We start from the raw sequence: 23,092 nt of genomic DNA on the forward strand, positions 1-23,092 counted from the left end.
AATGGAAACGCTACCTCTTCATCATCAGCAATTTCTTAAAAAGCTGAACAATCAGCTCTTCATCATTCTTCTGCTTATGGTGGCATGTTTTTTTACATGGAGCGAAAATGTAAACATTACACGAGCCATAAAAGTTGTCGGGAGAATGGGTGTTATGATTTCTTCTATTCTCATTTACTTTAAAATCATCCGATACGGAAGCATCAATTCTCTGGAATACAAAAACATATTTTCGCCGATTTTATACATCTGCTATTTAATTTTGGGATTCATTTCATTTTCGTGGAGTACCAATCCGGGATTCAGTGCGTTGCAGTGGTTTATGACCTTTCAGAGCTTTGTTTTTGCTTATTTTTTCGTAAAAAGTCTGAAGGTTTTAGACGTTTATTTTGAAGGACACAACATCAGATTATATCATCTTCTGGGAAACACCGTTTTCGTGCTTCAACTGGTTTTCGTCATTGGAATGTGGATTAATCCCGATGTATTTTTCCGGCTTACAGACGGTGGCGAAGAAGCAAGGCTTGGAGGAACAATGATGAATCCCAATGAGCTTGGAATGCTTGCAGGAGTAGGTTCTGCATGTCTTATTTTTGATCTTTACCGTTTCAAAAAGAAAGTCTGGACCATCATAAAAATTATGGTGATTCTATATGCCTTATTTATGACCGGATCGCGATCTTCCCTGATCGGCGTTTTGCTGATCGTATTTTTCCACATCAACCAGACCAAACAGAAGACCCTGAAATTTGCCATTATTGCGCTTGTTGCCATGGTTGCACCTTTTGCGGTATACACCGTTATTCTGAAAGGTGGAGATCAGGAAAGGCTGGAAGAAATCATGAGTCTTACCGGAAGGCTTCCTTTCTGGCAGGCTTTAATTACTGAAGGTTTACCAAGAGAACCGCTTTTAGGTTTTGGCTTTATGAGGATCGATTACAAGGAGTTTTTCCAGAGCGCACATACCTATCCGGGAAAAATGACGCACAACACTTTTATGCAGGTTCTGATGAATCTTGGATTTATCGGGTTTACCATTGTACTTTTCCAGGTATTTTTTACTGTAAAATCTATATTGTCTGAACAGAAAGAACTGAAACTGATGCTTATCGGGATTCTTATTCCTATCGTTATTAATTCCTTTACAGAATTCGGGATTTTTGGAGAAAGTAATTATGGGATCATGTTCTATCAGATCATTATATTTTCTATTGCATTCCGCAACAATAATCATCTTACAAGATGGCAGAAAATTATCCTGAAGAAGAAAAGACCGGATCTATTTGCTGATTAAAATTCCACAGGACAGTTCCATTTTCCAGATTCTGGAATGAAAATCAGATTAAAAACAACATAAATTACTGATTATAAGCTATTTGAATTTATGGCAGATATTTTTATACTATTTTGGTATATAAATAATCATCATGAAAACATTATTTAGAAATACAGGGTACAAACTATTTACAAAACAGGAAAAGAACAGTAAAAAGATTTCTTTTTCTTATATAAAAAATCCTGACGGAACAGTAAGATGGTTTTGGAACTCAGATTCCGCAAAGCCGTTATTTCTAAAATTTTATAATGCGGCTACTCCGAAGGCAAAACTTTTTGAACTGTTGGTAAAAACTGTTTTTGCACTACATCTGCAGAGAATTGTTTTTAAGAAAGAAACGCTCTATTATGCAAAAAATGGTCAGCCGGTTTTTGATATCGAAAACGACTGGGCAATTTTTACGGGAACAGTAGGTCCGAACAACAAAGCGCTTCTGTACAGCGGAGGATACTTTTATAAAATTGCAGAAACAGAAACAGCAAAGAAGCTCATTGCTACGGAAAACAAAAACGTGAGAAAAATTATTTCGGGCAATATATTACAGGTTCCTGAAGCTTCAATGATCAGTGAAAATATTCTTCGGTTATCGGATGTTTCAAACAAAGGAATTCGTGAAAACGCTTTTACCGGAATTCATGCGGAAGCCGTAAAAAAGATTGCAGCACACCATGAAAGAAGCGTAAAAATATCGGAATGGAAGTATTTTCAAAGTGTAAAAGAACAGTTTTTAACAATTGAAGATGAAAGAATTCCGAAAAATATCATCCGAAAGATAAAAGCGATTTTAAGACATACCAATGAAGAAGAAAACATTAAAGTTGCATTTTCTCATGGAGATTTTACCTCGTGGAACTGTTATATAAAAAATGGAAAACTTGCTGTTTATGACTGGGAGCTATCTTCTACAGAAAAGCCAAAAGCGTTTGATTTCTTTCATTTTATTATCCAGAACGGAATTTTAATCCAGAAAAAAAGCTGGAAAGAAATTTATGCAGAGATTGAAGAAAAAAATAAAATAACCTTCCGGTTCAGCGAAGCCGAACTTCAGAACTATCTGAAGTACTATCTTCTGACCAATACGCTGTCTTACCTTACCATTTATGCTGCACAGGAAGAATGGCATCTTCAGATTCACTGGCTGTTAAAAACATGGAATGAAGCTTTAAATATCATTCTAAAAAACTATTCTACCGAAAGAGAACTGGTAATTTTAGATACTTTTGATGCGCTTTATCACACAGATTATGCGGCTTTGAAATTCCACAGTGAAGAACCTGAAAAACTGAAGCTGAATTCTGATATTGATATGATTATTTCTTCTGAAAACGCGCAGAAATTAGTCAGCTATTTATCCGGACACAGCCTTGTAAAGAAAGTTTCAACAGTAAAGAAATCTTTCATGCAGACGGTAAGAATTGTTACTCTTCAAAACGAGATTCTTAATCTGGATCTTATCCATCAGGTAAAATGGAAGCATATGCAGATTATGGATATTTCTAAAATTATGGAAAACAGAAAGAAAAACAGATATGGCGTTTATAAAGTTTCAGAAAAAGACACTGCCCGATTTATTGATCTTTTTTACAGTCTGAACGGCGCAGAAATTCCTGAAACGTACGCTAAATTTGTTTCAGAACATTTAAAATCAAACAAAATAACCGACAGAGAACTCACGATTAAAACACTGAAAATGAAGAATTACAATAAAGGATTCAGTTATTTTAAAAATACATTTCATTATTTAAGAGATTCCTTTGCGGAAAAAGGCTTCATCATCACATTCAGCGGTGTAGACGGAGCCGGAAAATCTACCGTGATCTCGGAAGTTTCCGAACTTATTGAAAAACGTTACAGAAGACCTGTAAAAGTACTGAGACACAGACCTTCCCTGCTTCCCATCCTGAGTGTATGGACAAAAGGAAAGGAAAAAGCACATGAGGACGCGGTGAATTCTTTACCCAGACAGGGAAACAACAAAAACTCCCTTTCTTCCTTATTACGATTCGGATATTATTATACAGATTATATTTTAGGACAATTTGTTATTTACACAAAATATGTTTTGAGGGGAAAAATAGTTTTATACGACAGGTATTATTTCGATTTTATTGCCGATGCAAGAAGAAGCAACATTCAGCTTCCGAAATCCGTAACGGAGACAGGATATCATTTCCTGATGAAGCCGGAATTCAACTTCTTCCTGTATGCTGCGCCTGAAAAAATACTTAGCAGAAAAAAAGAACTTTCGTATCACTCGATTTGCGACCTTACTTCAGAGTACAGTTCCCTTTTCTCTAAACTGGAAAGAAAGAACCAGAGAGTGAAGTACTTAGCAATCGAAAACAATGATCTTGATGTGACATTAGGAACGATCATGAACACAATAATCACAGAAAGATGAAAAAGCTTGTCGTAAAAATCATAAAACTAAGAAGTCCCTACTTTACTATAGATGATGATCTGAACTCCGGAGCGGTTCTGCAGTTTATCTGGATCCAGCTCTGGAGCATCATCAGAGGTTTCAGGATGCTTCTCTCTTTCAGAAATCCCAAAGGAATGCTTTTAGGCAAAAGAGTAAGTTTCTTTAATGTTTCTAAAATAAAATGGGGAAAGTTTCTGCGTTTGGGAAATGATGTGTATGTTTCTGCCCTTGCAAAACACGGAATTGAATTTGGAGACAATGTATCGATAGGCGCTTTCAGCAGAGTGATTGTTTCCACCTCTTTTAACAATATCGGAGAAAAAATAAAAATAGGAAACAATGTCGGGATCGGAGAATTTGCTTATCTCGGCGGTTCCGGAGGCCTGGAAATCGGAGACGAATGCATTGTAGGACAATATCTGAGCTGTCACCCCGAAAATCACAACTATGAAGATCCCGAAACTTCAATCCGGCTTCAGGGTGTCAACAGAAAAGGAATAAAGATCGGGAAAAACTGCTGGATCGGAAGTAAAGTCACCATTCTGGACGGTGTGGAAATCGGAGACGGATGTATTCTGGCTGCAGGAAGTGTAATTACCAAATCTTTTCCGGATAACAGCATTATCGGCGGAGTTCCCGCTAAACTTTTAAAAACAAGAACCCATGAAAACCAATCAGACGATACTCGCAACCTGCTACGCTATCAATCCGTATAAAGGATCGGAAGATGCGATGGGATGGAATTTTGTGTATCAGATCGCCAGATTTCGTAAAGTTTTTGTCGTAACAAGAGAAAACAATAAAACACATATTGAAAAATACATGAAGGAAAATCCTGATCCGTTATATCAGAACATGAATTTCCTTTATTTTGATCTTCCTTACTGGATGCGTTTCTGGAAAAAAGGAAGTCGTGGTGCGCTTCTGTACTATTATTTATGGCAACGGGGAATTGTTTCATTTATAAAAAAACAGAAGGTGAACTTTGATATTGCCCACAATGTAAATTTTCATAACGACTGGACACCCAGTTTTTTATGGAAATTAAAAAAGCCTTTGGTTTGGGGACCTGTAGGACATCATCCTCTTATTCCTAAACAATATCTGAACGATTATTCCCAAAAATACTTCCTTAAAGACCGTTTAACATGGATGGTGAAAAACTTTTTCTGGAACCTTTCGCCTTCTCTGAAAAAGACCGTGAAGCATTCCAATCACATCTGGTGCATGAACAGCGGAGTTCTGGATAAGCTTAAACTTAAAAAAAATCAGTATTCGCTCTATCCTTCTGTTGCTTCGGAAGATTTTTATCAAAAAGATGAAGTGGCGGTAAAATCAGATTTCGCCGTAATCAGCGTAGGAAGATTTGTTCCGTTGAAAGGTTTTGATCTTACGATTCGTTCATTCATTCAATTTATCAGTCGGCTTTCTGAAGAAGAAAAAACGAAATGCAAGTTAATTTTGGTGGGAACCGGCGAACAAAAGCAGTTTTACAAAGATTTAATTCAGCAAAATAACGCTGAAAATTATATTGAAATCATTGAATGGATCGACCGCAGAGAACTGATGAAGATGTATGAAAAAGCTTCGGTTTTTCTTTTTCCGTCTCATGAAGGAGCGGGAATGGTGGTTCCGGAAGCACTTTCTTTCGGACTTCCGGTTGTCTGCCTTCAAAATGAAGGTCCCGGAGAATTTATCACTGAAAAATGCGGTTTTACTGTTCCACAGCAGGAATATGATAAAACGGTAACGGAATTAAGCAATGCTTTAACGAAATTATTTTCAGACAAAGATCTTCAGCAAAAAATGAGCATCGAAGCCAGAAAGCATTACCTTGACCGATTCTCCTGGGAAAAAAGAGGGGATCATCTCAATACAATCTATAACCAAATCTAGCCATGAAAAGAATTGTATCTGTTCATCTTCTGAATGATTACAGCGGAAGCCCGAAAGTTCTGATGCAGCTTCTGAAATCCTGGACAAAAAACGGGATGGATGCGCATCTTTTTACTTCAGGCGGAAGAAAAGGATTTTTATCTGATATTCCGAAGGTTAAAAATCATCTGTTCTGGTATCGCTTTTCATCCAATGCACTGGTAAGAATTGTTAATTTCTTTCTTAGTCAGTTTTTTCTGATGATTAAATTACTCTTTTTCCTGAAAAAAAGTGATGTTGTTTACATCAATACAGTGCTGCCTTTCGGGGCGGCAATTGCAGGAAAGCTGAGAGGCTGTAAAATTATTTATCATATTCATGAAACTTCGGTAAAGCCGAAACTATTTAAAAATTTTCTTTTCGGAACGGCAAAAATGACAGCCTCTAAAATTGTTTTTGTTTCGGAATATCTTCTGAAACAGGAATCTTTAATTAAAAATCAGGAATTGTTATACAATGTTCTGGAAAGCGATTTTGCCGAAAAAGCAGACCGTTTCCGAAATGTGGAAAAAGAAACTCCTGTGGTTTTAATGATCTGTTCTTTAAAAGTTTACAAAGGAGTGGATGAATTTCTGGAATTAGCCAAAAAAAATCCTTCTTACATATTCAAACTTGTGGTGAATGCTACGGAAAAGGAAATTCAGGAATATTTCAAAGGAAAGGAAATTCCAAAACAGCTTATAATTTATCCTACGCAAACGGACACCCATCCTTTTTACCAGGAAGCCGGTATCATTCTTAATCTCTCTCATCCCGATCTTTGGGTGGAAACGTTCGGACTTACGATTCTGGAAGGAATGCGTTACGGCTTACCTGCGATCGTTGCGCCTATAGGAGGCGTTACAGAACTGGTTGAAGATAATAAAAACGGTTTTTTAATTGATTCTAAAAACACAAATGAACTTTCTGAAAAATTAAACTACATATTGAACAACCCATCTGTCTATCAATCTTTTAGCGAAGCATCTTACGAGAAAAGCCTTTTGTTTTCTGAAGCCTATTTCGAGAGAAAATCTCTCGAAATTATTTCCAATTTATAATCCATTTTCCAGATTGTGGAAATTCAAAACATTTTCTTTCAATTATAACTATTTAATTATCAGTGAATTAAAAAATTTTTTATCATTTGGAATATTAATGGTCATTACATAATAAAATAAAACAATTATGAAAACCAAAGTGGCAATTATAGGAACTGTAGGTCTGCCTGCAAAATACGGAGGCTTCGAAACCTTAACTGCTCATCTTGTAGAAGAGCTTTCCGATATGTATGATTTTACTGTATACTGTTCTTCCAAAAAATACAGCAAAGAAGAGAGAATTAAAAGCTGGAAAGGAGCAAAACTGAAATACCTTCCCCTGGATGCAAACGGAATCCAGAGCATTCCTTATGATACATGGTCTATTTTTCATGCTTTATTCCGAAGTGATGTTCTTCTGATTTTAGGCGTTGCGGGAGCATGGCTTTTACCATTAGTAAGATTATTCACAAATAAAAGAATTATAATTTCCATCGATGGTATCGAATGGAAAAGAGATAAATGGTCTGTTCCTGCAAAATTATATCTGTGGTGGGCAGAAAAACTGGCGGTAAAATTCTCTCATATTGATATTTCCGACAACGAATCGATTCAGGATTATACTTCTGTACGGTACAAAACGATAAGCCGCGTAATTGAATACGGAGCCGATCATACGAAAATAAATCATCTTCCATCTGCTGAGAATCTTGAAAAATATCCTTTCCTAAATGAAGAATATGCAGTAAAAGTATGCAGAATTGAACCTGAAAACCATGTGCATACGATTTTAAAAGTATTCAGCACGCTTCCGGACCGCAAGTTGGTATTGGTAGGAAACTGGAAGAACAGTGAGTACGGTAAAAATCTGAAAGAACAATATTCAGGATTTGAAAATATTCTCCTGCTTGATCCAATTTACGAACAGGAAACCATCGATCTTATCCGCGGAAATGCTTCACTTTACATTCACGGACATTCTGCTGGGGGAACCAATCCTTCGCTTGTGGAAGCTATGTTTTTAGGTCTGCCGATCATCAGCAACGGCGTTTCTTACAACAGAACCACAACCGAGAATCAGGCTTTTTATTTCTCCAATGAAAATGAACTCAGAAATATTCTGGAACAGCTAACCGCAAAGGATCTTGAGATTTGTGCCGGAACGATGAAAAAAATAGCAGAAAGAAGATATACCTGGAAAAGAATTGCAAAAAAATACAGTCAGCTTATAGAAGAAACCTTTACTATCAATGAGAAAACAAATGTAATGCCTGCCATCTCCGAACTGGACAAAGCTATTCTGGAAAAGTATAATGTAGAGCATCTTAAACACATTAAACTATTCAACAACTCTAAATAAACTGCTAAAACGAAGGCTATGAAAAACTTTTTAGAACTGTCTATATACGGAATTCTTGCATTTATACTTTCTATGTGCGTCATTCCGCTCATGAGAATGATTGCCCAGAAAATTAAGCTGGTGGATTTTCCCAATGCAAGAAAAGTGCACCAGACTGCTATTCCGCTGATCGGAGGACTTGTGATCGGGCTTGTTGTTTTTTTGCTTTTATGGATTTCTGACGATAAAAGCTGGAAAGATATTCTTCCGATCATCATTACGTCCTACATTATGCTTTTTGTAGGAACGCTGGATGATAAAACAGACATCAGAGCGATTTATAAACTGGGAATACAGATTTGTGTGAGTGTGATTATTGCAACTTCAGGAATCCGGATTACCACTCTTTACGGACTTTTCGGAATCCATGAAATGAATGTTTATTTTCAGTATATTCTTACAGTACTAATCATTACAACGGCTGTAAATGCTTTTAATCTGATTGACGGTATTGACGGTTTGGCAGGGAGTGTTGCGGGAGTAGGTTTTGCTTTGTTTTTCGTCATTGCTTTAATTGAAGGACATTTCGGACTGGCAAGAATCGGGTTGCTTTTCGTAGGGAGTATTGCCGCTTTTTTACGGTATAATTTCTCTTTGAAGAACAAAATTTTTCTGGGAAATTCAGGTTCTTTATTTTTAGGATATTTATTAATCTGCTTAGGAATTTATATTACGAAATTCGACAGAGGTTCGGAAGAGTTTCCTTATGGTATTTTCTTTATCCTTTTTGTATTCACGATTCCTGTGATTGATTCCGTGAGAGTGTATGCAGACAGAATTTCGCGGGGAAAATCGCCATTCAAGGCAGATAAATCGCACATCCATCATCATCTTTTAGAATTGGGACTGTCTCACAAAAGAATCACTTTAACTTTTGTTGTTCTGAATATCGTGACATTTATTGTTCAGTATATGTTCTTCCCGAACTACTCTATTTATACAACGCTTATTTCATTCTTTGTCTTTATTTTCATCTTTAAAATTATTAAAGTGCTGAATCTTTTCCTTACGTGGAAAAAGAATATTAAAGACATGGAAAATTCATAAAACCAAATTTTGATGTAAAAATTATTATTTCGCCCTTATTTGCCCTTAATAAAAATAATATTCCTGACAGTAATTGTCAGGAGTATTTTTTTATTGTCTGTTTAAACTGGTTTAAAGTCTGTTGAACCATTTATTAATTCAGCTTGAAAAAGAAAAATGCAACAGCCGCCCATTCTTTTTTAATTCCGCTTGCATAACCGATAGTGGAATGACTGCCGTTTTCTACCGTTCCGTTATCTTTTATATAACCAATGGTTGAATGGCTGCTGTTTTCCACGGTTCCGTCCTTTTTTACGTAACCTACGGTAGAACTGTTTTTGTTCTGTATACTACCGTCACTTTTAATATATCCGATTGTAGAATGACTGCTGTTTTCGATGGTTCCGCTTCCTGTAATATAACCTACTGTGGAATGACTGCTGTTTTCAATGGTTCCATTGCTTTTAATGTATCCTGCTGTGCTGCGGTTTCCCGATTCTATGGTTTGTGCGCTTAAAAGTGATAAGTTAAACAAAACAGCACAAACGAATAGTGTTTTTTTCATGGTTTTTAAAATTTTTAAATTCTTCGAAATATAGGAAGTTTTTATTGAAAATGAAATACCACAGGAAAAAACGAACTGTAAATTAAAATACGAATTTTTACTTAAGCTTTCTTTATCTTTCTGAAAGTGATTGATATCCGTCTCTTTCTTGGGATTGCAGTATTTTGCCATTGATCGTTTTTTACGGCTTTGATCCCATGTTTCCAAAGGTATCTTGCGTCTCCGCTGAGTAGAAGAATACTTCGGGGATTCAGTATTATTTCATGCTTTTCCGAATCTTTTGAAAATTGCATCACGCAGGAAGAAAGCAGACTTACGGAAACGATGACATCTTCAAAGCAAGGTGCACAGTCTATATGGTTTGATATTCCCTGTCCCGGTTCGTATTCGTTGATGATGACCTGATCAAAAGACTGTTCTAAATTAAAAGTTGCTTTAATCTTTTTTTCCAATGCAAAAAGCCAATCCGGAAGTTCACCTTTTCTTGAATCCTGACTGATGTTTTTCTTTTTATAGTCGTAAATATAACCGTAATGCTGAACTCTTCGCTTCAGACTGCTGTCCCACTCTTCTTTTTCAATCCGCGAAAGAATTGCTTTTTCTTCGTCTGTATTAAAAAAAACTTCCTTATAATAAAGACCTTTAATTATCTTATTCTCCATTTTCTATAGTTAAAATATATTTTAAAAAATCTGTAAAATCTTTATAAACCGGTTGATATCCTGACTCCAGTTCAGTAGAAACCCAGATTGAATTTTCATTTTCCTGTGTGGCGTGATATCCGTAAAAAATTATCTCATCATGATGATCCTGATAATGATCTGCCAACAAATAAATATCCGCATCATTCAGTAAAGGAGAGGTCAAAAGACTTGGATTCAGCCAGTCGTCAAAACCAAAAATCCCAATATCAAAACCGTCTCCATAAATATTGCAGCCTCCATACTGACTTAAAAAATAAAAATAAGCATCGTCTTTTATAAATGCAGCCTGCTTCATAATTCCCAGAGTTTCTTCTTCCCACAGATTTTCTGTTCTTTCTTTATTTAAAGTTTCGAGCCTGTATTTTGAAGCGATTTGCTGCATGAGGTTGTCGACTTCGTTCATCTCTTTTATCATGATATTTTTACAATGATTTAAAAAACGGATTAGCAACTTTAAAGATTTTATAGTAATACTTCTCGTTGTTTTTGTTTGGATTCAAATAGAAAGTAATGTATAAATCTAGCTCTTTTTCATAATATAAAATATGATCTGGAGCTTCTTTAATAATATCTAAAAAGTTCTGAGATCCATCAGAAGATGAAAAAATTGGAATTGAAAATTTTAATTTTTGCGGACTGTTAAATGTAATCGGAAGTTTTGATACTTGTTCAATAATATTTTGATGTTGCCCAAATTTATCGTCAAAAGTCATCAGCTCAATTTCAAAACCGTCAATATCAGATTCATCTTCATAGCTAAAAAAACTCTCTTCCTGCAAAGCAATGTAAAAAGTCATGTCTTCTACCAACTGTTCCTTATGTAAATTTAAATTTACTTCCAAATCGAGAAAACCAATATCATAGCTTGATACATTTTTTCGGTCAAATATATTTTTCAGTTCAATTTCTATTTCTTTAACGGAAGTAATCGCCTTCTGATTTTCTGACGCAGGAATCTCACAGTCGATTGTACGCAGTTTAGGCGCTTCTAACAAAACGATCTCATTGCCGGAACACTTTAAATCTATGATGTTCTCAAGCTTCAGTTGAGTTATTTTGTTCAGGCAGCAATTTATCTGCGTCGCTTTTGGAGCATATAACTCTGTTAGTTTATTTTCAGCACAATTTATTTTCTCTGCATTTTCTAATGATAAAGAAGTAATTTTATTTTTGTTACATCCTACAATGACTGCATTTGGTGCTTCTAAGATTTCCAATTCATTGTTCCGGCAAAAAACGTATAAGGCATTTGTTTTTAATGATTTAATTTTCTGACTGCTTGAAATCTGAATTGTTCCATCTTCATCAACAGGAATTGTTATCACGTTATCATCGAGGTCTGTTGCCTTCGCAAAATAATTGGTTAATTTCATTAGTACATATTTTTTATTTAAAAGAGTATGGAAAAATAAGCTTCCCTATTCTAGTCTGTAGGCTCTTCCGATATTCAAAATTTCCAAATCTACATTGTAGCATAATGCTAAAAGACCTTCTTTCATACTTTTTAGCAATTTATAACATTTTGAGACAAAAATTTCAACCTTAAGTATTCCGGATTTTTCACTGATATAGAAATATTAAGAATCTACACTTCTGTTTTTTATATATAATTTTATTTCAAACATGATTACAATAAAAATTTACTCTTATTATTTTACCTCCAAGAATTCAAAACATACTTTGTAAAATTCATTTCCATATCTTTTATTCGGTCTTCGAGAGCTGTAATTCCTTTTGTAAGATATTCCTCTTTTTCAGGATCAGTCAGCGTATGGATTGCATCAAAACCCGGTGCCGGAGCAGAAATCGGAACGGATAATTCAATGGTGTCGCCGTTTTCATAAATATAATAATACCAGTCTTTTTTTTCTAAAAGGTTTTTCATGATTATTTTTTATTGGTCTTAAAACATTAAAATATAATTTCCTTCATTCAGAGCTAATCATCTATGATCTGATTTTTTCAGCCTCTTCAATATTGTATTCAATCCTCTTATCATCTTTTAATAAAGAACTGAAAACCTCAAAATATTCCTCAAACCTGTGTTTATCGTAATGAACAATGACCGGAAAAAGCTGACTTGCCTGATAGTATTTTTTATTTTTCAAAGCACTTTTCATCGCCTCTTCAATTTCTTTCAATAGCGGTTTGCAGTCTTTTTTCAACAGAAAATCTTTCAAACAGGATTCGAAAAACCTATTTCCGTAAATGCTTAAGAAATGTTTTATATAAGGATATAATTCCTGTTCTTCTTTTCCATTGAGTGTCGAAATGTATAATGCATCCACGATAACATCATATACATTATCTTCATTATAAATTCTGTGAGGTTCAAAGCTGTGCTTTTCATCCCATTTTTCAGAAATGAAACGGTCAAGCTGTACAAATCCTTCCGGAATTGCCCAAGCAACCAAAATAAGCATTGCCTGATAAGAAATGTAGGGATTTTTATGATGAAGCAGAAGTTTCAGCTTTTCGACACGGTTTTCGTCGGTTTTGCCGATGAGCTGCACTTCTGTGAGATCATAACCTTCTTCGCCATCTTCGCTGTAGTAGTACAGCGTATCATATATTTCGTTTTCCAATTCTTCTTAATTAAATAATTTATTTCAGTTAAAATGTCCGTAATTTTAAGAGTTCCAAATTCGGATGTCTTCTAAAAAAAGCATATATCTTCCCGGTTGATATTCGCCGTAGGAAAATAAATAAATCAGATCATTTTTCTTCAGATAATATATTTCCAGTCCTTTTTCAGAAATGTATTTTTCAATAAAATTATTGATCTGTTTAAAGCTGTTTTCTTCTATCATCAGATCAAAACTTTCATGATCTATTTCTTTTTTCAGTTCTTTTAACGGATTGTCACAAAAATAAATCAGCCTGATTTTCTGATAATTAACTTCAAACAATTTGTTTACACATTCTCTTTCATCTCCATCAAACAGAAGCTGCCTGAAACTTTCGGATGATACATGATAATCAAATGCTCCTCCGAAGATATCAATCAACAATTTTGCATATTCATCATTTTCGTAATCGAAATTTTTCACCGCCAAATGTCCTAAAGAATATCTTTTGTATAATTCGTTTTCAGAAAAAACAGTAGTATTCTTTATTATTTTTTCATCAATATCCAGTAATTGATTATAGATGGAATGATACATGGGAATTTCAGGAGATAATTTTATTAGTTCCTCCGTTTTCTGTATCGCCAGATTAAGGGTATCTCTATACACTTGTCTCATTTTTTCACTGTTCAGGCGGATGTACATTTCATTTGTTTTTTTAATTCTTCTACAGCAATAATATTTGTACAGTCATTTATTTTCACAGGATACGATTTGCTGAATTTCAGATCTTTAAAATCAAGATTCTGAAACCGACAGTCAGAAAAAATTAAACCATCCACTTCTACCAACTGAAAATTTGAGCCAGAAATTATACAATTCCCAAAATAACTCCAGCCTAATTTTAAATTCTTAAAAAGACAAAACTCCACGGAAGTATCATAAAACTCTGCTTTTGTTGTTTCACTTTCTAAAAAAATACAGTTTTGGAATCTGCACTGGTGAAATTCACACTTTCTGAGATACGAATTTTCAAAATTGACCGAAGAAAAAACACAGTTAAAGAAAGAACTTCCGCCCAGATTTACATTTCGGAAAACTCCGTTTATAAATTTTGTATTATAAAACACAGCTGAATTCAAATTTTCACCAAATAATTCCATATTGCTCAACTCTTCATTTTCAACGTTCAGCTGCTCTCCTCCTTTATCATGTATCCAATTTTTATGAAGCTCTATTTTAATTTTTATATTTTCCAAATCTTAAAATTGAAATTTTATTCTTTTTGAAAACTTAAGATATTCTAATTATCGCGTTATCTTTTATGATTTTTTAAAATATCTTTTTTACCGTTTTATCATTTGTAAACAAATCATTCCGAAATCATCACATTACTTCCTTTCGTATGCGCATTCATCTGCGGTGCGTAATAATTCTGGATCGTGGTAATTCCGTTCGAGAATCTTCCGGATGCATTGGCAACGTAATCGTACTCAAAAACATATTTTCCTTTCGGCATGTGTTCAATATAGAAATTCGTGGAAGCATCTTTGGTCGACTGATAATATCCCAAATTATTCTTCCACTGATACCCCGAAAGTACATCCAAAGGCTCAAATCCTGCCGCTCTCATGTCTTTGATGTGGATGAATTCCATCGGTCGGTCAGTATTTAAGATCATTCGTACCGTCACTTTATCGCCCACTTTTAATGGAGTTTCCGGAGTGATTTTCTGTAATTCTTCCCCGTTCACGGTTTTTATTTTTCTGTACAGTTCTTTGGTTATGGACAGGTAATTTTCAGAGGATTTGATCTTATCCAGATCTTCGTAATATTGCCAGAACAAACCTCCCTGAACAATTCCTACTCCCGGTTTTGTTACTGTAACGGTGGCTAAATTTTTATCCAAAACATCCGATTTCACGGTAGATTTCACATAACCTGTTGTCTGAGTCTGTGGCTGAAGTTCTTTTCCGCCCCAAACAATCGTTGCTTTATCACTTTCCGCATTCGTCCATGATTTTCCTGAATTTAAAATCGTAAAAATAACTTCCGAAGTTCCTCTTGAGCTTCCCCATGAATTCACTTCTTTCTGCGTAATCAGCCAGATTTTCAAATCTTCAATGAATTTCTGATCGTTGGGTTTTAATTTGTTAAATGCTTCCAGTGCTCCTGCATGATTCACCACTTTCGAGCTGAACCAGCCCCAGTCATCAAGATTCTGTTTCCAGTACACCCCCTGCGTTTTTGAATCTACGGAAGTTTCTTTCAGGTAATTTAAAAGTTTATCTGAAACTTCTTTTAATCCATAATCGTTCATCAGTAAAGCGGCACGATGCAGTCCGAAGAAGGTAAAATCTGTAATTTTCATCGTTTTTACTTTCTGTTTTACCAGGGATTTTAAAGTAACTCCTTTTCCTTTTAACGGATACTGTTTTTCCCAGTAATTTCGGGTGTCGAGATAATCTAAAGTCCAGTTATTGATTACATTGTCTTTTCCCGCACTGAGCGAAGTCGAAGTGTATTGTTCAATTTCATTATCTACGTATTTGATCAGGTTGGAAACCATTTCATTCTGTTCAGTACTTTGGTAATCTTTTACGTTATCTTTCAGCCAGACATTGATTTTTCCTAAATTTTTAAGAATGTACAATGATGTGGAATACGAACTCGGATAACCTTTATACCACGAAAAACCTCCATCCGGATTCTGCAGTTTCTCTAAATCTTCCCAATCCTGCTGAATGGAGTTTTTCATTGAATTGACATCGAACAGCAAAGCCAGTTTCGACATTTGTTCTTCTTCATTTTTGCTTTCCAGAACCCACGGTGTTTCTTCCAAAAGCAACTGTTTCAGTTCCTGATTTTTTTCAAGACTGGAATTTAATAATCCTTTATTCTGGTATTCTTCGAAAACGGTTTTCAGCTTCGGATTGGCTTTAAAGATTTCTGATGCCAAAACATCGGCAAACCATTTATTAAAGATGACATCTGCAGAATTATTCTGGTCATTTTTCAGGCTCGGAAGCGCAAACATGATCTCCCAGATCGGGTTGGTCGTGAGATCCAGTGTATTGGAGACATTGGAAATCGTGGTGGAAGTCGCATTTTTAAGGTTTTCCAGTTCAAATGTTTTGGTTTCGCCTTCTTTTACAAAAACAGGAACCGCGTCTGTTACGAGCATTCTGTTGGGTAAAACTGCAATGGCTTTCTGTTCTCCATCGGAATATTGTCCTGCTTTTGCAACGACTTTTAAAACAATGGATGAAACATTCTCCGGAACTTTTATTTTCCATGTCAAGGCTGAATTTCCGTTTTCATTCAGATCAAAGTTCTGAATGCCTGAATTTAAACCAAATTGAGCCGAAATATCTTCATTGGTAAAGGCATCCAGAATCTGCAAACTTGCCGAACCGTTTAATTTTTTTTTCGTTAAGTTCGATAGTTTGGACTGGAGATTCAGTTCATCTCCTTCTCTCAAAAATCTTGGGTAGTTTGGCGTTACCGAAAATTCTTTCTGCGTTACGACTTCTTTTTCCAGCGTTCCTGCTTTTGCGTCTTTCGTATGCGCCAAAAACATCAGCTTCCATTTTGTCAGTGCTTCCGGAGAAGTGAATTCAAAGCTTACATTGCCTTCGGAATCGGTTCTCAAATCCGGGTAGAAAAATGCGGTTTCGTTTAGGTTTTGGCGCACGGGAACTTGGGTTAAAATAGTTTCCGTTGGCGGAGGTGTTTCTATTTTAGGTGCTTTTAAAGGTTCAGGAACAACATTTTGAATTATCTCCATTTTATCTTCTGAAATTGCCACTTTCATTGCAACATCTTTTCTTGCGCCTTTAGTTGGCGGCGGAGGTGGCGGTGTATATGCCGCTGCTTTTACGCCTTCTACATTAACCATTCCTGTTCTGGTTTCTAAAAGGTTACTTTTGTTATACATCCATAATATACTTCCGTCAAACCAGTCAAAAACAGGAACATCAACCTGTTCTCCCGAAAAATAATCCAATCTTTTCTGATAATATTTTTGTCGCAGATACACTCTCACATCGTATGATACTGTACTTATAAACGGTGCATATAAAGTGTACCAGTCATATCGATTAACAGCAAATTTATCCAAAGACATATCATACATATTCGCTAAAACTTCGGCGTTGATTTTCTCTTTCTCATTTCCTGAAATTTTTACAGACCATTTTTCTTTTGAATTCGGCTGAATTTTATCTCTGAAAGTAACGGTTTCAATCGTTAAAGACTTGTCAGTATCATCTATATCCAGATTTACAGATTCTGTCTGAACGTCATTAAAGGCAACTACCTGAAACTGTACATTCAAAATTCGTACATCTTTATCTTTTGGAATAGCTGCTGTATATTCCAGCATTCCGTTTTTAAAAGGCAAAACTTCAGAAACCGTTTTTCCGGAACCATTCTGTACAAAAATATTCAGAAGAGCGTTCGGAACCGAAGAATAAACCGTAAATGCAGCTTTTTCTCCTCTTTTCAGTTCTTTTTTGGACTGTACAACCGTCAGGAAAGTTTTTTGATCAGGTTTAAGCAATTTTTTATCCCAAACACTGAAATTCTGCAGCGTTTTTATCGTGTCTTTTCCTTCAATATTATACAGTTCCAACTGATAATCTCCGGCTTCCAGCTTTCCTAAGTCCAGATTGGTTGATGATTGTTGGTCGTTAGTTATTGGTTGCTGTGTTTTCTCAAGAATTACGGTTGATTTCCGGTTTTTAGGTTCATCATTTTTATCGTAAAAATCATGCGGAAATCTGCTGATGAATTCTTCTTTTGATAATTTTGGTAAATCCTGAACTTCCGATTTGAAATTCTGTCTGAAAATTGTGTCCGGAGAAACCAGTTTTGATAATTTTACCTGATACGATTTTTTAAGAAGCTGTTCGTTGTAATTTTTTGTTTCAACATTCAGTTTTACATTTTCATCAGAAAAAACATTCTTTATTTCATCAGCCTGAATATAATGAGAAACGGAAGCCACTTTCAACTGGGTATCTGCAGTCTGTGTCTCACCGTTAATATCAGTTACAGAGGCATTAATTTCATAATTATCAATCTGAATTCCTTCTACATTTTCGTCTTTTTCAGGATCAATTTTAATGATAAATTCTCCTTTTTCATTGGTTTTTGCTTCTCCTAAAACTGAGTTTTCATTATCATCATCATTTTGCGGATACCATGAAAAATATCTCCCGCGGATATTTCGTTTTTTAATTTCATAATTAACGGTTGTATTGCTTAAAGCAACTCCGGAAAACATCATGGCTTTTCCTTTCAGTTCTATCGTTTGTCCGTATTTGTACTCATCCTTTACAGGATCAAAAGTCACTTCAAATTTCGGTCTTTTATATTCCTCCACTCTGAAATTTTTATACCCGTCATTTCCATCCGTTCTCATATAAAAAGTTCCGTTTAGTTTCCCTTTCGGAAGCACAAAACTTCCGTGATAAGAACCGAATTCATTGGTGGTAAATGTCTGCGAAGAAACTTCCTGTCCGTTGGTGTCGGTTAATGTAATTTTCTGTTTTAATCCGGCCACTACAGATTCTATATCTTTATCACGCTGTGTATTAATGACTTTAAAATAAACCGTCTGTCCCGGTCTGTAAATTGCCCTATCTGTGAAAATCTGCGCCTTACTGCGTATTGTTTCCGTATTCTGATCATTATTGTAGCCCCTTTCTCCATAGACTTCCATGATCTGCACATCATTGGTTTTTGGCTGTCGGATCAGGAATGTTCTGTAATAATCATTGTTTTTTGTTGCAGGAAATCTGAAAATACCGTTATTATCTGTTTTACCGCTTATTTTGGTTAAATTATTATTGGAAACAAATTCATAAAACGTAAGATTTTCATTAATAACAGGTTGTCCGTTTTCACTGTTCACTAATTTCAACTGATTGGATAACTGATCTCTGTCTGTTTTTGACTGATAAATAATTCTGTTATCCGAAACCAGAAAATAAAAGTCTTTTTCCGCTTCGGTTTCATTGTCGCTGATTCCGGCAACGTTGTATTCGGCAAGATAAATTCCCGGCGGAAGAGATTGTATTTCTAAGGACGTTTTATGGTTTTTAAAATCTTTCGGGTCATCCAGTTTATAAGTTTCTTTCCTAACCAGATTTTTTTTAATCTTATTAAATTCAGTAGAATACGAGTTTTTGGCGTACTGCAAAAAAGTAGTGAGATCCTCTTTTACTTCGTAAATCGTAATAGAAAAAGCGGAAACATTTTTATATTCTGCCACAAAATGAATCGGCTTTTTGCTTTGGGTCTGCTGCTCATATTTAATATTCAGAAACGGATTTAAGATCTGATTTTCTTTATTTTTAATATTATCAATAAAAGGAGATTTGGGATACTGCTTTTTTGCCTGATTCGCAATTGCAAGAGCTTCTTTTTCCTTTTTTTGGGAAAGCAACTGTTCCATTATATCTTCCATGATCAGAACTTTATAATCGCCTTCCGTTTCCGTTTTCAAAAGGTTTTGAAGCTGAGTCAGACGATCTTTACACAGTGTGAGATTACAGTTGGCTTGCAATTTTTTATGCATGAAATACAATTTGGGATTGCCCGAATTCTGCGCTATCAGATCATCATAGATCGTGTTAATCTTTATTTGATTTTCCGTAAGTTCATTTTTGGTAAAGAGACCATTATCAGAAAGAAATTCGATCTTTTTGGTCGAATACCAATCCCATAAAGTCGGGAAATAAGAAATATAATCATTGTATGAAAAAGCTTTCTCATATTTTATAAGAGAAATTTTTTTCATTTTATCTCTTTGCAGATCAAGTTCCTGATATTTTTTATTCAGATAATTTTTAAAATCAAGCTTGCTCCATGTCTCGATCTGCGAGAGATCCTGAGAATTGATATTGGTACGCTGTTCGATCTCCCAAGAATGTTGGTTGTAATAATCGAGGAAAAAACCGTTCAGCAGAACTTCAAATAATATCCTGTCATCGTCTTTCAGTTGTTTTTCTACATCACTCAGTTTTTTGAAAAGCCGACTTACCGCATCGTTCTTTTCATCGTCCTGTGTTTGATTTACAATGCTGAATTCTGCCTTTAAAGACTGAATAAGCTGTAAAATATTGTTATCTTTCATCGCCTGTTTCTGTATTTCTGAAATGATGGGAAGATTAGATTTATACGCTCCTTTCTGGGAATTTGCTGATATTTTTTTCCATTGCTCTTCATAATATTTCTGGGCATAAATCCCCGAAAAATTCAGCAGGAGAAGCAAAAGCATAAAAATCTTGGAAAATCTTTTCATATATGTTATTTTTGATAAATGAATTTCTTAAAAGTACTGAAAAAATCCGTTATAGACAGTCAGTTTTACGTATCCTTAACGGGAACTCTTTTTGCAGTATTTTTCATGCTGGAGCAAAATACGTTCCGCTATCCGACGGTTTTCCTTCTTTTCATAACGTATTTCAGCGGTTATCTGTACACCAAATACCAAAAAACAAAGTATTTTTTTAAAATTCTGATTCTGAATGCTTTTGCAGGAATCATCTGTGCTTTTTTAATTATTCATAACCATAATGAAGTACGGTTGATGAAATGGTTTGTGATCGTTGTTTTAGGTTTATTGTACAACAGCTTTTTTCTTGATGTATATATCCGGAAAACTCCTCTGCTGAAAGTATTTTATGTAGGTTTGGTCTGGGGACTGATGAATTGCTGGCTTACGTTGCCGGAATTCAGTATCCCGATCTTCCTGATCAGTTTTTTCTTCATTACAGCATTGGTTTTACCTTTCGACATTCGGGATATGAATGTAGATACCGTGAAAACATTTCCGACGATGATCGGCATTCAGAACACAAAATATCTGGCTTATCTGCTTATTTTTATCAGCAATATTCTGTCTGTTTTTTATCTTGATTTCAATTATGCTCTTGCTTTTTTTCTTTCAAGCATCATTACGTATATTTTCATCTATTTCTCTGAAAATGAAAGAGATGATGTATACTTTTCTTTTGGCGTAGAAACTTGTTCGGCACTTCCCTTTTTATTTTTAGGAATAATGAAGTATTTTTGACGAATGATTATCAAGAAGCTTTCCCTGTACAATTTTAAGAACCACACCGAGAAAAAATTCGAATTTTCTCCGCAAATCAACTGTTTTGTAGGGAATAACGGCGTGGGAAAAACCAATATTCTGGATGCGCTTCATTATCTTTCCGTAGGCAAAAGTTTTTTGGGAAATACGGATCTCAACAATATTAAAAATGACGAAGATTTCTTCACAATAGATGCTGAAATCCAGAATGATGACAGTGAAGACAACATTAAAGTGCTTCAGCCCAAAGAAGCAAAAAAGGTCATTAAGAAAAACGATAAGAGCTACGACAGAATGGCGGATCACATCGGCTATTTACCCAGTGTGATGATTTCCCCATACGATTCAAATTTAATTTCAGATTCGGGAGAAAGCAGGAGAAAATTTCTGGATTCGATGATCTCACAAACGGATTCTGAGTATCTTTTTGATTTAATTCAGTACCAGAAAACCATTCAGCAGAGAAATGCTTTGCTGAAATATTTTGCCAAAAACAGAGTCTGGGATAAAGATTCACTGGAAATCTATGATGATCCGATTATTAAATTCGGAACAAAAATTTTTAATAAAAGAAAAACATTCGTTGAAAAATTAAATCCGATCGTTCAGAATTTCTACAGGATTATTTCCGGAGGAAAAGAAACGGTTTCTGTGCTTTATGAGTCTCATTTGCTTGAAAATTCCTTTGAAAATTTGCTGAAAGAAAGTCTGGAAAGAGACAGAATGCTGACTTATACTTCGAAAGGAATTCATAAAGATGATCTGCTTTTTGAAATGGATTCCGTTTTAATTAAGAAAATAGGTTCTCAGGGACAGCAGAAATCCTTCTTAATTTCTTTAAAACTGGCGCAAATGAGTCTGATAAAAGAGTTAACAAAAAAAACGCCTATTCTTTTGCTGGATGATATTTTTGATAAACTGGATGACAGCCGTGTTTCTCAATTGATAGAACTGGTGAATCAGGAAAATTTCGGACAGATTTTTATTACGGATACGCATCGGGAACGTACGGAAAGTGTGGTGAAGAAGATTAATGAAGAAAGTATCATTTTTGAGATTTAAGCCATGAAAAATATACTGTTTTTATTTTTTGCTTTTTGCTATTGTTTTCATTCAGGTCAAAAGAAAAAAAATCCGAAAGACTTGCCTGATGATTATGCTTCAGAAGGTGAAATCAATAAAAATTACCAGCCGGTTTCATTTGGTCAGAGAATAAAAAACTATCCTTTTAATAAAGCAAGTAAAATCAAAATCGTTTCTTATAACTTAAATTTTAAAAAGAGTTCAGGCTATATACCACCTCCACCGCCGCCAAAAACAAAAGAAGATTCTGTAAAATTGAACGAATTTTATCATCTTCCAAAGTCCATAGATTTCAGAGAGATTATAGAAAATCAATCTGAAAAAGAAATTGAAGAATCTAAAACTCTGAATTTAGAAGAAATATCAAAACTCAGTCATATTATTTTTAATACCTGTAATAAACATGTTATTACTATGTTTTCTCAGTCAGGATGCTTTTTCCCAAGAAATGCCATTGTTTTTTATGATGAAAACGACAGAATATTCGAAATAATTGAAATTTGCTTTGAGTGCGGAAATGTAGAAAGCTATCCTTCAAAATTTTTCAACTGGAAAAAAGCCTGTGAATTTATATATCCGGAATTAGAAAAATTTTTCCAAAGCAAAGGTTTACAAACACAACACATCAGTAAATAATGAAGAAGAAAAAACGTGAATTCCAGTCGTCTGAACTTGTGAAATCTTTTGCCAAAATTCATGGTTTTGAGCATAAACTTTTAGCTTTTGAAATTAAAGATTTTCTTTCGGATTATCTTGATGAAAGCCTTTTCAACGAAATTCAGAGCGTAAATATTGAAAATAAATGTGTTTACATCAAAATCAGTTCTCCCCTTTTAAAGCACGATTTTCAGATGCGTAAAAGCTTTTTCCTAAGAAAATTTCAGGATAAATTCGGCGTGGAGAAGTTTGATGATCTTCAGATATTATAAAAT

At 34.9% G+C, this 23,092-nt stretch carries 20 protein-coding genes; 11 read left to right on the top strand and 9 right to left on the bottom strand.

Annotated elements, in window-relative coordinates; genetic code table 11:
- Nucleotide 1 precedes the first annotated feature (1 nt).
- From WFH39_RS07140 to WFH39_RS07170, 7 genes are all read left to right on the top strand, one after another.
- Complete coding sequence (locus tag WFH39_RS07140; RefSeq protein WP_235130988.1) at nt 2–1,294, top strand: O-antigen ligase family protein; 1,293 nt, start codon at nt 2–4, stop codon at nt 1,292–1,294.
- A gap of 133 nt (nt 1,295–1,427) precedes the next feature.
- Nucleotides 1,428–3,737, top strand: a complete 2,310-nt coding sequence (locus WFH39_RS07145; protein WP_336689338.1) for a hypothetical protein — start codon at nt 1,428–1,430, stop codon at nt 3,735–3,737.
- Nucleotides 3,734–4,474 carry an acyltransferase gene (locus tag WFH39_RS07150; RefSeq protein ID WP_336689339.1) on the top strand — a complete coding sequence of 247 codons (741 nt, stop codon included), beginning with the start codon at nt 3,734–3,736 and terminating at the stop codon, nt 4,472–4,474. The genes WFH39_RS07145 and WFH39_RS07150 overlap by 4 nt, the downstream gene beginning before the upstream one ends.
- Nucleotides 4,422–5,654, top strand: coding sequence for a glycosyltransferase (locus WFH39_RS07155; RefSeq protein WP_336689340.1), 1,233 nt, complete (start codon nt 4,422–4,424; stop codon nt 5,652–5,654). The genes WFH39_RS07150 and WFH39_RS07155 overlap by 53 nt, the downstream gene beginning before the upstream one ends.
- Nucleotides 5,655–5,656: 2 nt before the next feature.
- Complete coding sequence (locus WFH39_RS07160) at nt 5,657–6,733, top strand: glycosyltransferase family 4 protein (protein ID WP_336689341.1); 1,077 nt, start codon at nt 5,657–5,659, stop codon at nt 6,731–6,733.
- Between the two features lie 127 nt (nt 6,734–6,860).
- The gene (locus WFH39_RS07165; RefSeq protein ID WP_336689342.1) at nt 6,861–8,072 is read left to right on the top strand and encodes a DUF1972 domain-containing protein; all 1,212 of its coding nucleotides are present in this window, start codon (nt 6,861–6,863) and stop codon (nt 8,070–8,072) included.
- Between the two features lie 18 nt (nt 8,073–8,090).
- Nucleotides 8,091–9,158, top strand: a complete 1,068-nt coding sequence (locus WFH39_RS07170) for a glycosyltransferase family 4 protein (RefSeq protein WP_336689343.1) — start codon at nt 8,091–8,093, stop codon at nt 9,156–9,158.
- A gap of 133 nt (nt 9,159–9,291) precedes the next feature.
- Here the strand turns inward: WFH39_RS07170 and WFH39_RS07175 are convergent, their stop codons facing one another.
- The 9 genes from WFH39_RS07175 to WFH39_RS07215 all read right to left on the bottom strand — a co-directional run bounded on the left by WFH39_RS07175 (nt 9,292) and on the right by WFH39_RS07215 (nt 20,282).
- Entirely contained in the window at nt 9,292–9,702 is a 411-nt protein-coding gene (locus WFH39_RS07175; RefSeq protein ID WP_336689344.1) for a 5-fold beta-flower protein, read from the bottom strand.
- 101 nt (nt 9,703–9,803) lie between these two features.
- On the bottom strand, nt 9,804–10,364 hold the full coding sequence (locus WFH39_RS07180) for an alpha-ketoglutarate-dependent dioxygenase AlkB (protein ID WP_336689345.1): 561 nt from the start codon (nt 10,362–10,364) through the stop codon (nt 9,804–9,806).
- Nucleotides 10,354–10,809 (bottom strand): hypothetical protein, encoded by a 456-nt coding sequence (locus tag WFH39_RS07185; RefSeq protein WP_336689346.1) that lies wholly within the window; start codon nt 10,807–10,809, stop codon nt 10,354–10,356. Before WFH39_RS07185 ends, WFH39_RS07180 begins: the two co-directional genes overlap by 11 nt.
- 19 nt (nt 10,810–10,828) lie before the next feature.
- Nucleotides 10,829–11,731, bottom strand: coding sequence for a hypothetical protein (locus tag WFH39_RS07190; RefSeq protein ID WP_336689347.1), 903 nt, complete (start codon nt 11,729–11,731; stop codon nt 10,829–10,831).
- Nucleotides 11,732–12,060: 329 nt separating this feature from the next.
- Nucleotides 12,061–12,291, bottom strand: coding sequence for a hypothetical protein (locus WFH39_RS07195; protein ID WP_256040380.1), 231 nt, complete (start codon nt 12,289–12,291; stop codon nt 12,061–12,063).
- 61 nt (nt 12,292–12,352) lie between these two features.
- On the bottom strand, nt 12,353–12,991 hold the full coding sequence (locus tag WFH39_RS07200; RefSeq protein WP_336689348.1) for a hypothetical protein: 639 nt from the start codon (nt 12,989–12,991) through the stop codon (nt 12,353–12,355).
- Between the two features lie 45 nt (nt 12,992–13,036).
- Entirely contained in the window at nt 13,037–13,651 is a 615-nt protein-coding gene (locus tag WFH39_RS07205) for an immunity protein Tsi6 family protein (RefSeq protein ID WP_336689349.1), read from the bottom strand.
- 11 nt (nt 13,652–13,662) lie between these two features.
- Nucleotides 13,663–14,232, bottom strand: coding sequence for a pentapeptide repeat-containing protein (locus WFH39_RS07210; protein WP_336689350.1), 570 nt, complete (start codon nt 14,230–14,232; stop codon nt 13,663–13,665).
- A gap of 113 nt (nt 14,233–14,345) precedes the next feature.
- Nucleotides 14,346–20,282 (bottom strand): alpha-2-macroglobulin family protein, encoded by a 5,937-nt coding sequence (locus WFH39_RS07215; RefSeq protein WP_336689351.1) that lies wholly within the window; start codon nt 20,280–20,282, stop codon nt 14,346–14,348.
- Between the two features lie 18 nt (nt 20,283–20,300).
- Here WFH39_RS07215 and WFH39_RS07220 point away from each other — a divergent pair, with 18 nt between their 5' ends.
- Genes WFH39_RS07220 through WFH39_RS07235 form a run of 4 tightly spaced genes read left to right on the top strand, consistent with a single transcriptional unit; the run spans nt 20,301 to nt 23,089 of the window.
- Nucleotides 20,301–21,056: a hypothetical protein gene (locus WFH39_RS07220; protein ID WP_336689352.1), complete on the top strand. Its 756-nt coding sequence runs from the start codon at nt 20,301–20,303 to the stop codon at nt 21,054–21,056.
- Between the two features lie 3 nt (nt 21,057–21,059).
- Nucleotides 21,060–22,139, top strand: coding sequence for a DNA replication/repair protein RecF (recF, locus tag WFH39_RS07225; RefSeq protein WP_336689353.1), 1,080 nt, complete (start codon nt 21,060–21,062; stop codon nt 22,137–22,139).
- A 3-nt stretch (nt 22,140–22,142) separates the two neighbouring features.
- Entirely contained in the window at nt 22,143–22,796 is a 654-nt protein-coding gene (locus WFH39_RS07230) for a hypothetical protein (RefSeq protein ID WP_336689354.1), read from the top strand.
- Nucleotides 22,796–23,089 carry a hypothetical protein gene (locus WFH39_RS07235; RefSeq protein ID WP_235131001.1) on the top strand — a complete coding sequence of 98 codons (294 nt, stop codon included), beginning with the start codon at nt 22,796–22,798 and terminating at the stop codon, nt 23,087–23,089. Before WFH39_RS07230 ends, WFH39_RS07235 begins: the two co-directional genes overlap by 1 nt.
- The last annotated feature ends 3 nt before the right edge of the window (nt 23,090–23,092 follow it).

It is taken from the genome of Chryseobacterium sp. MMO-72 (assembly GCF_037146035.1).
GTDB lineage: Bacteria > Bacteroidota > Bacteroidia > Flavobacteriales > Weeksellaceae > Chryseobacterium > Chryseobacterium indicum.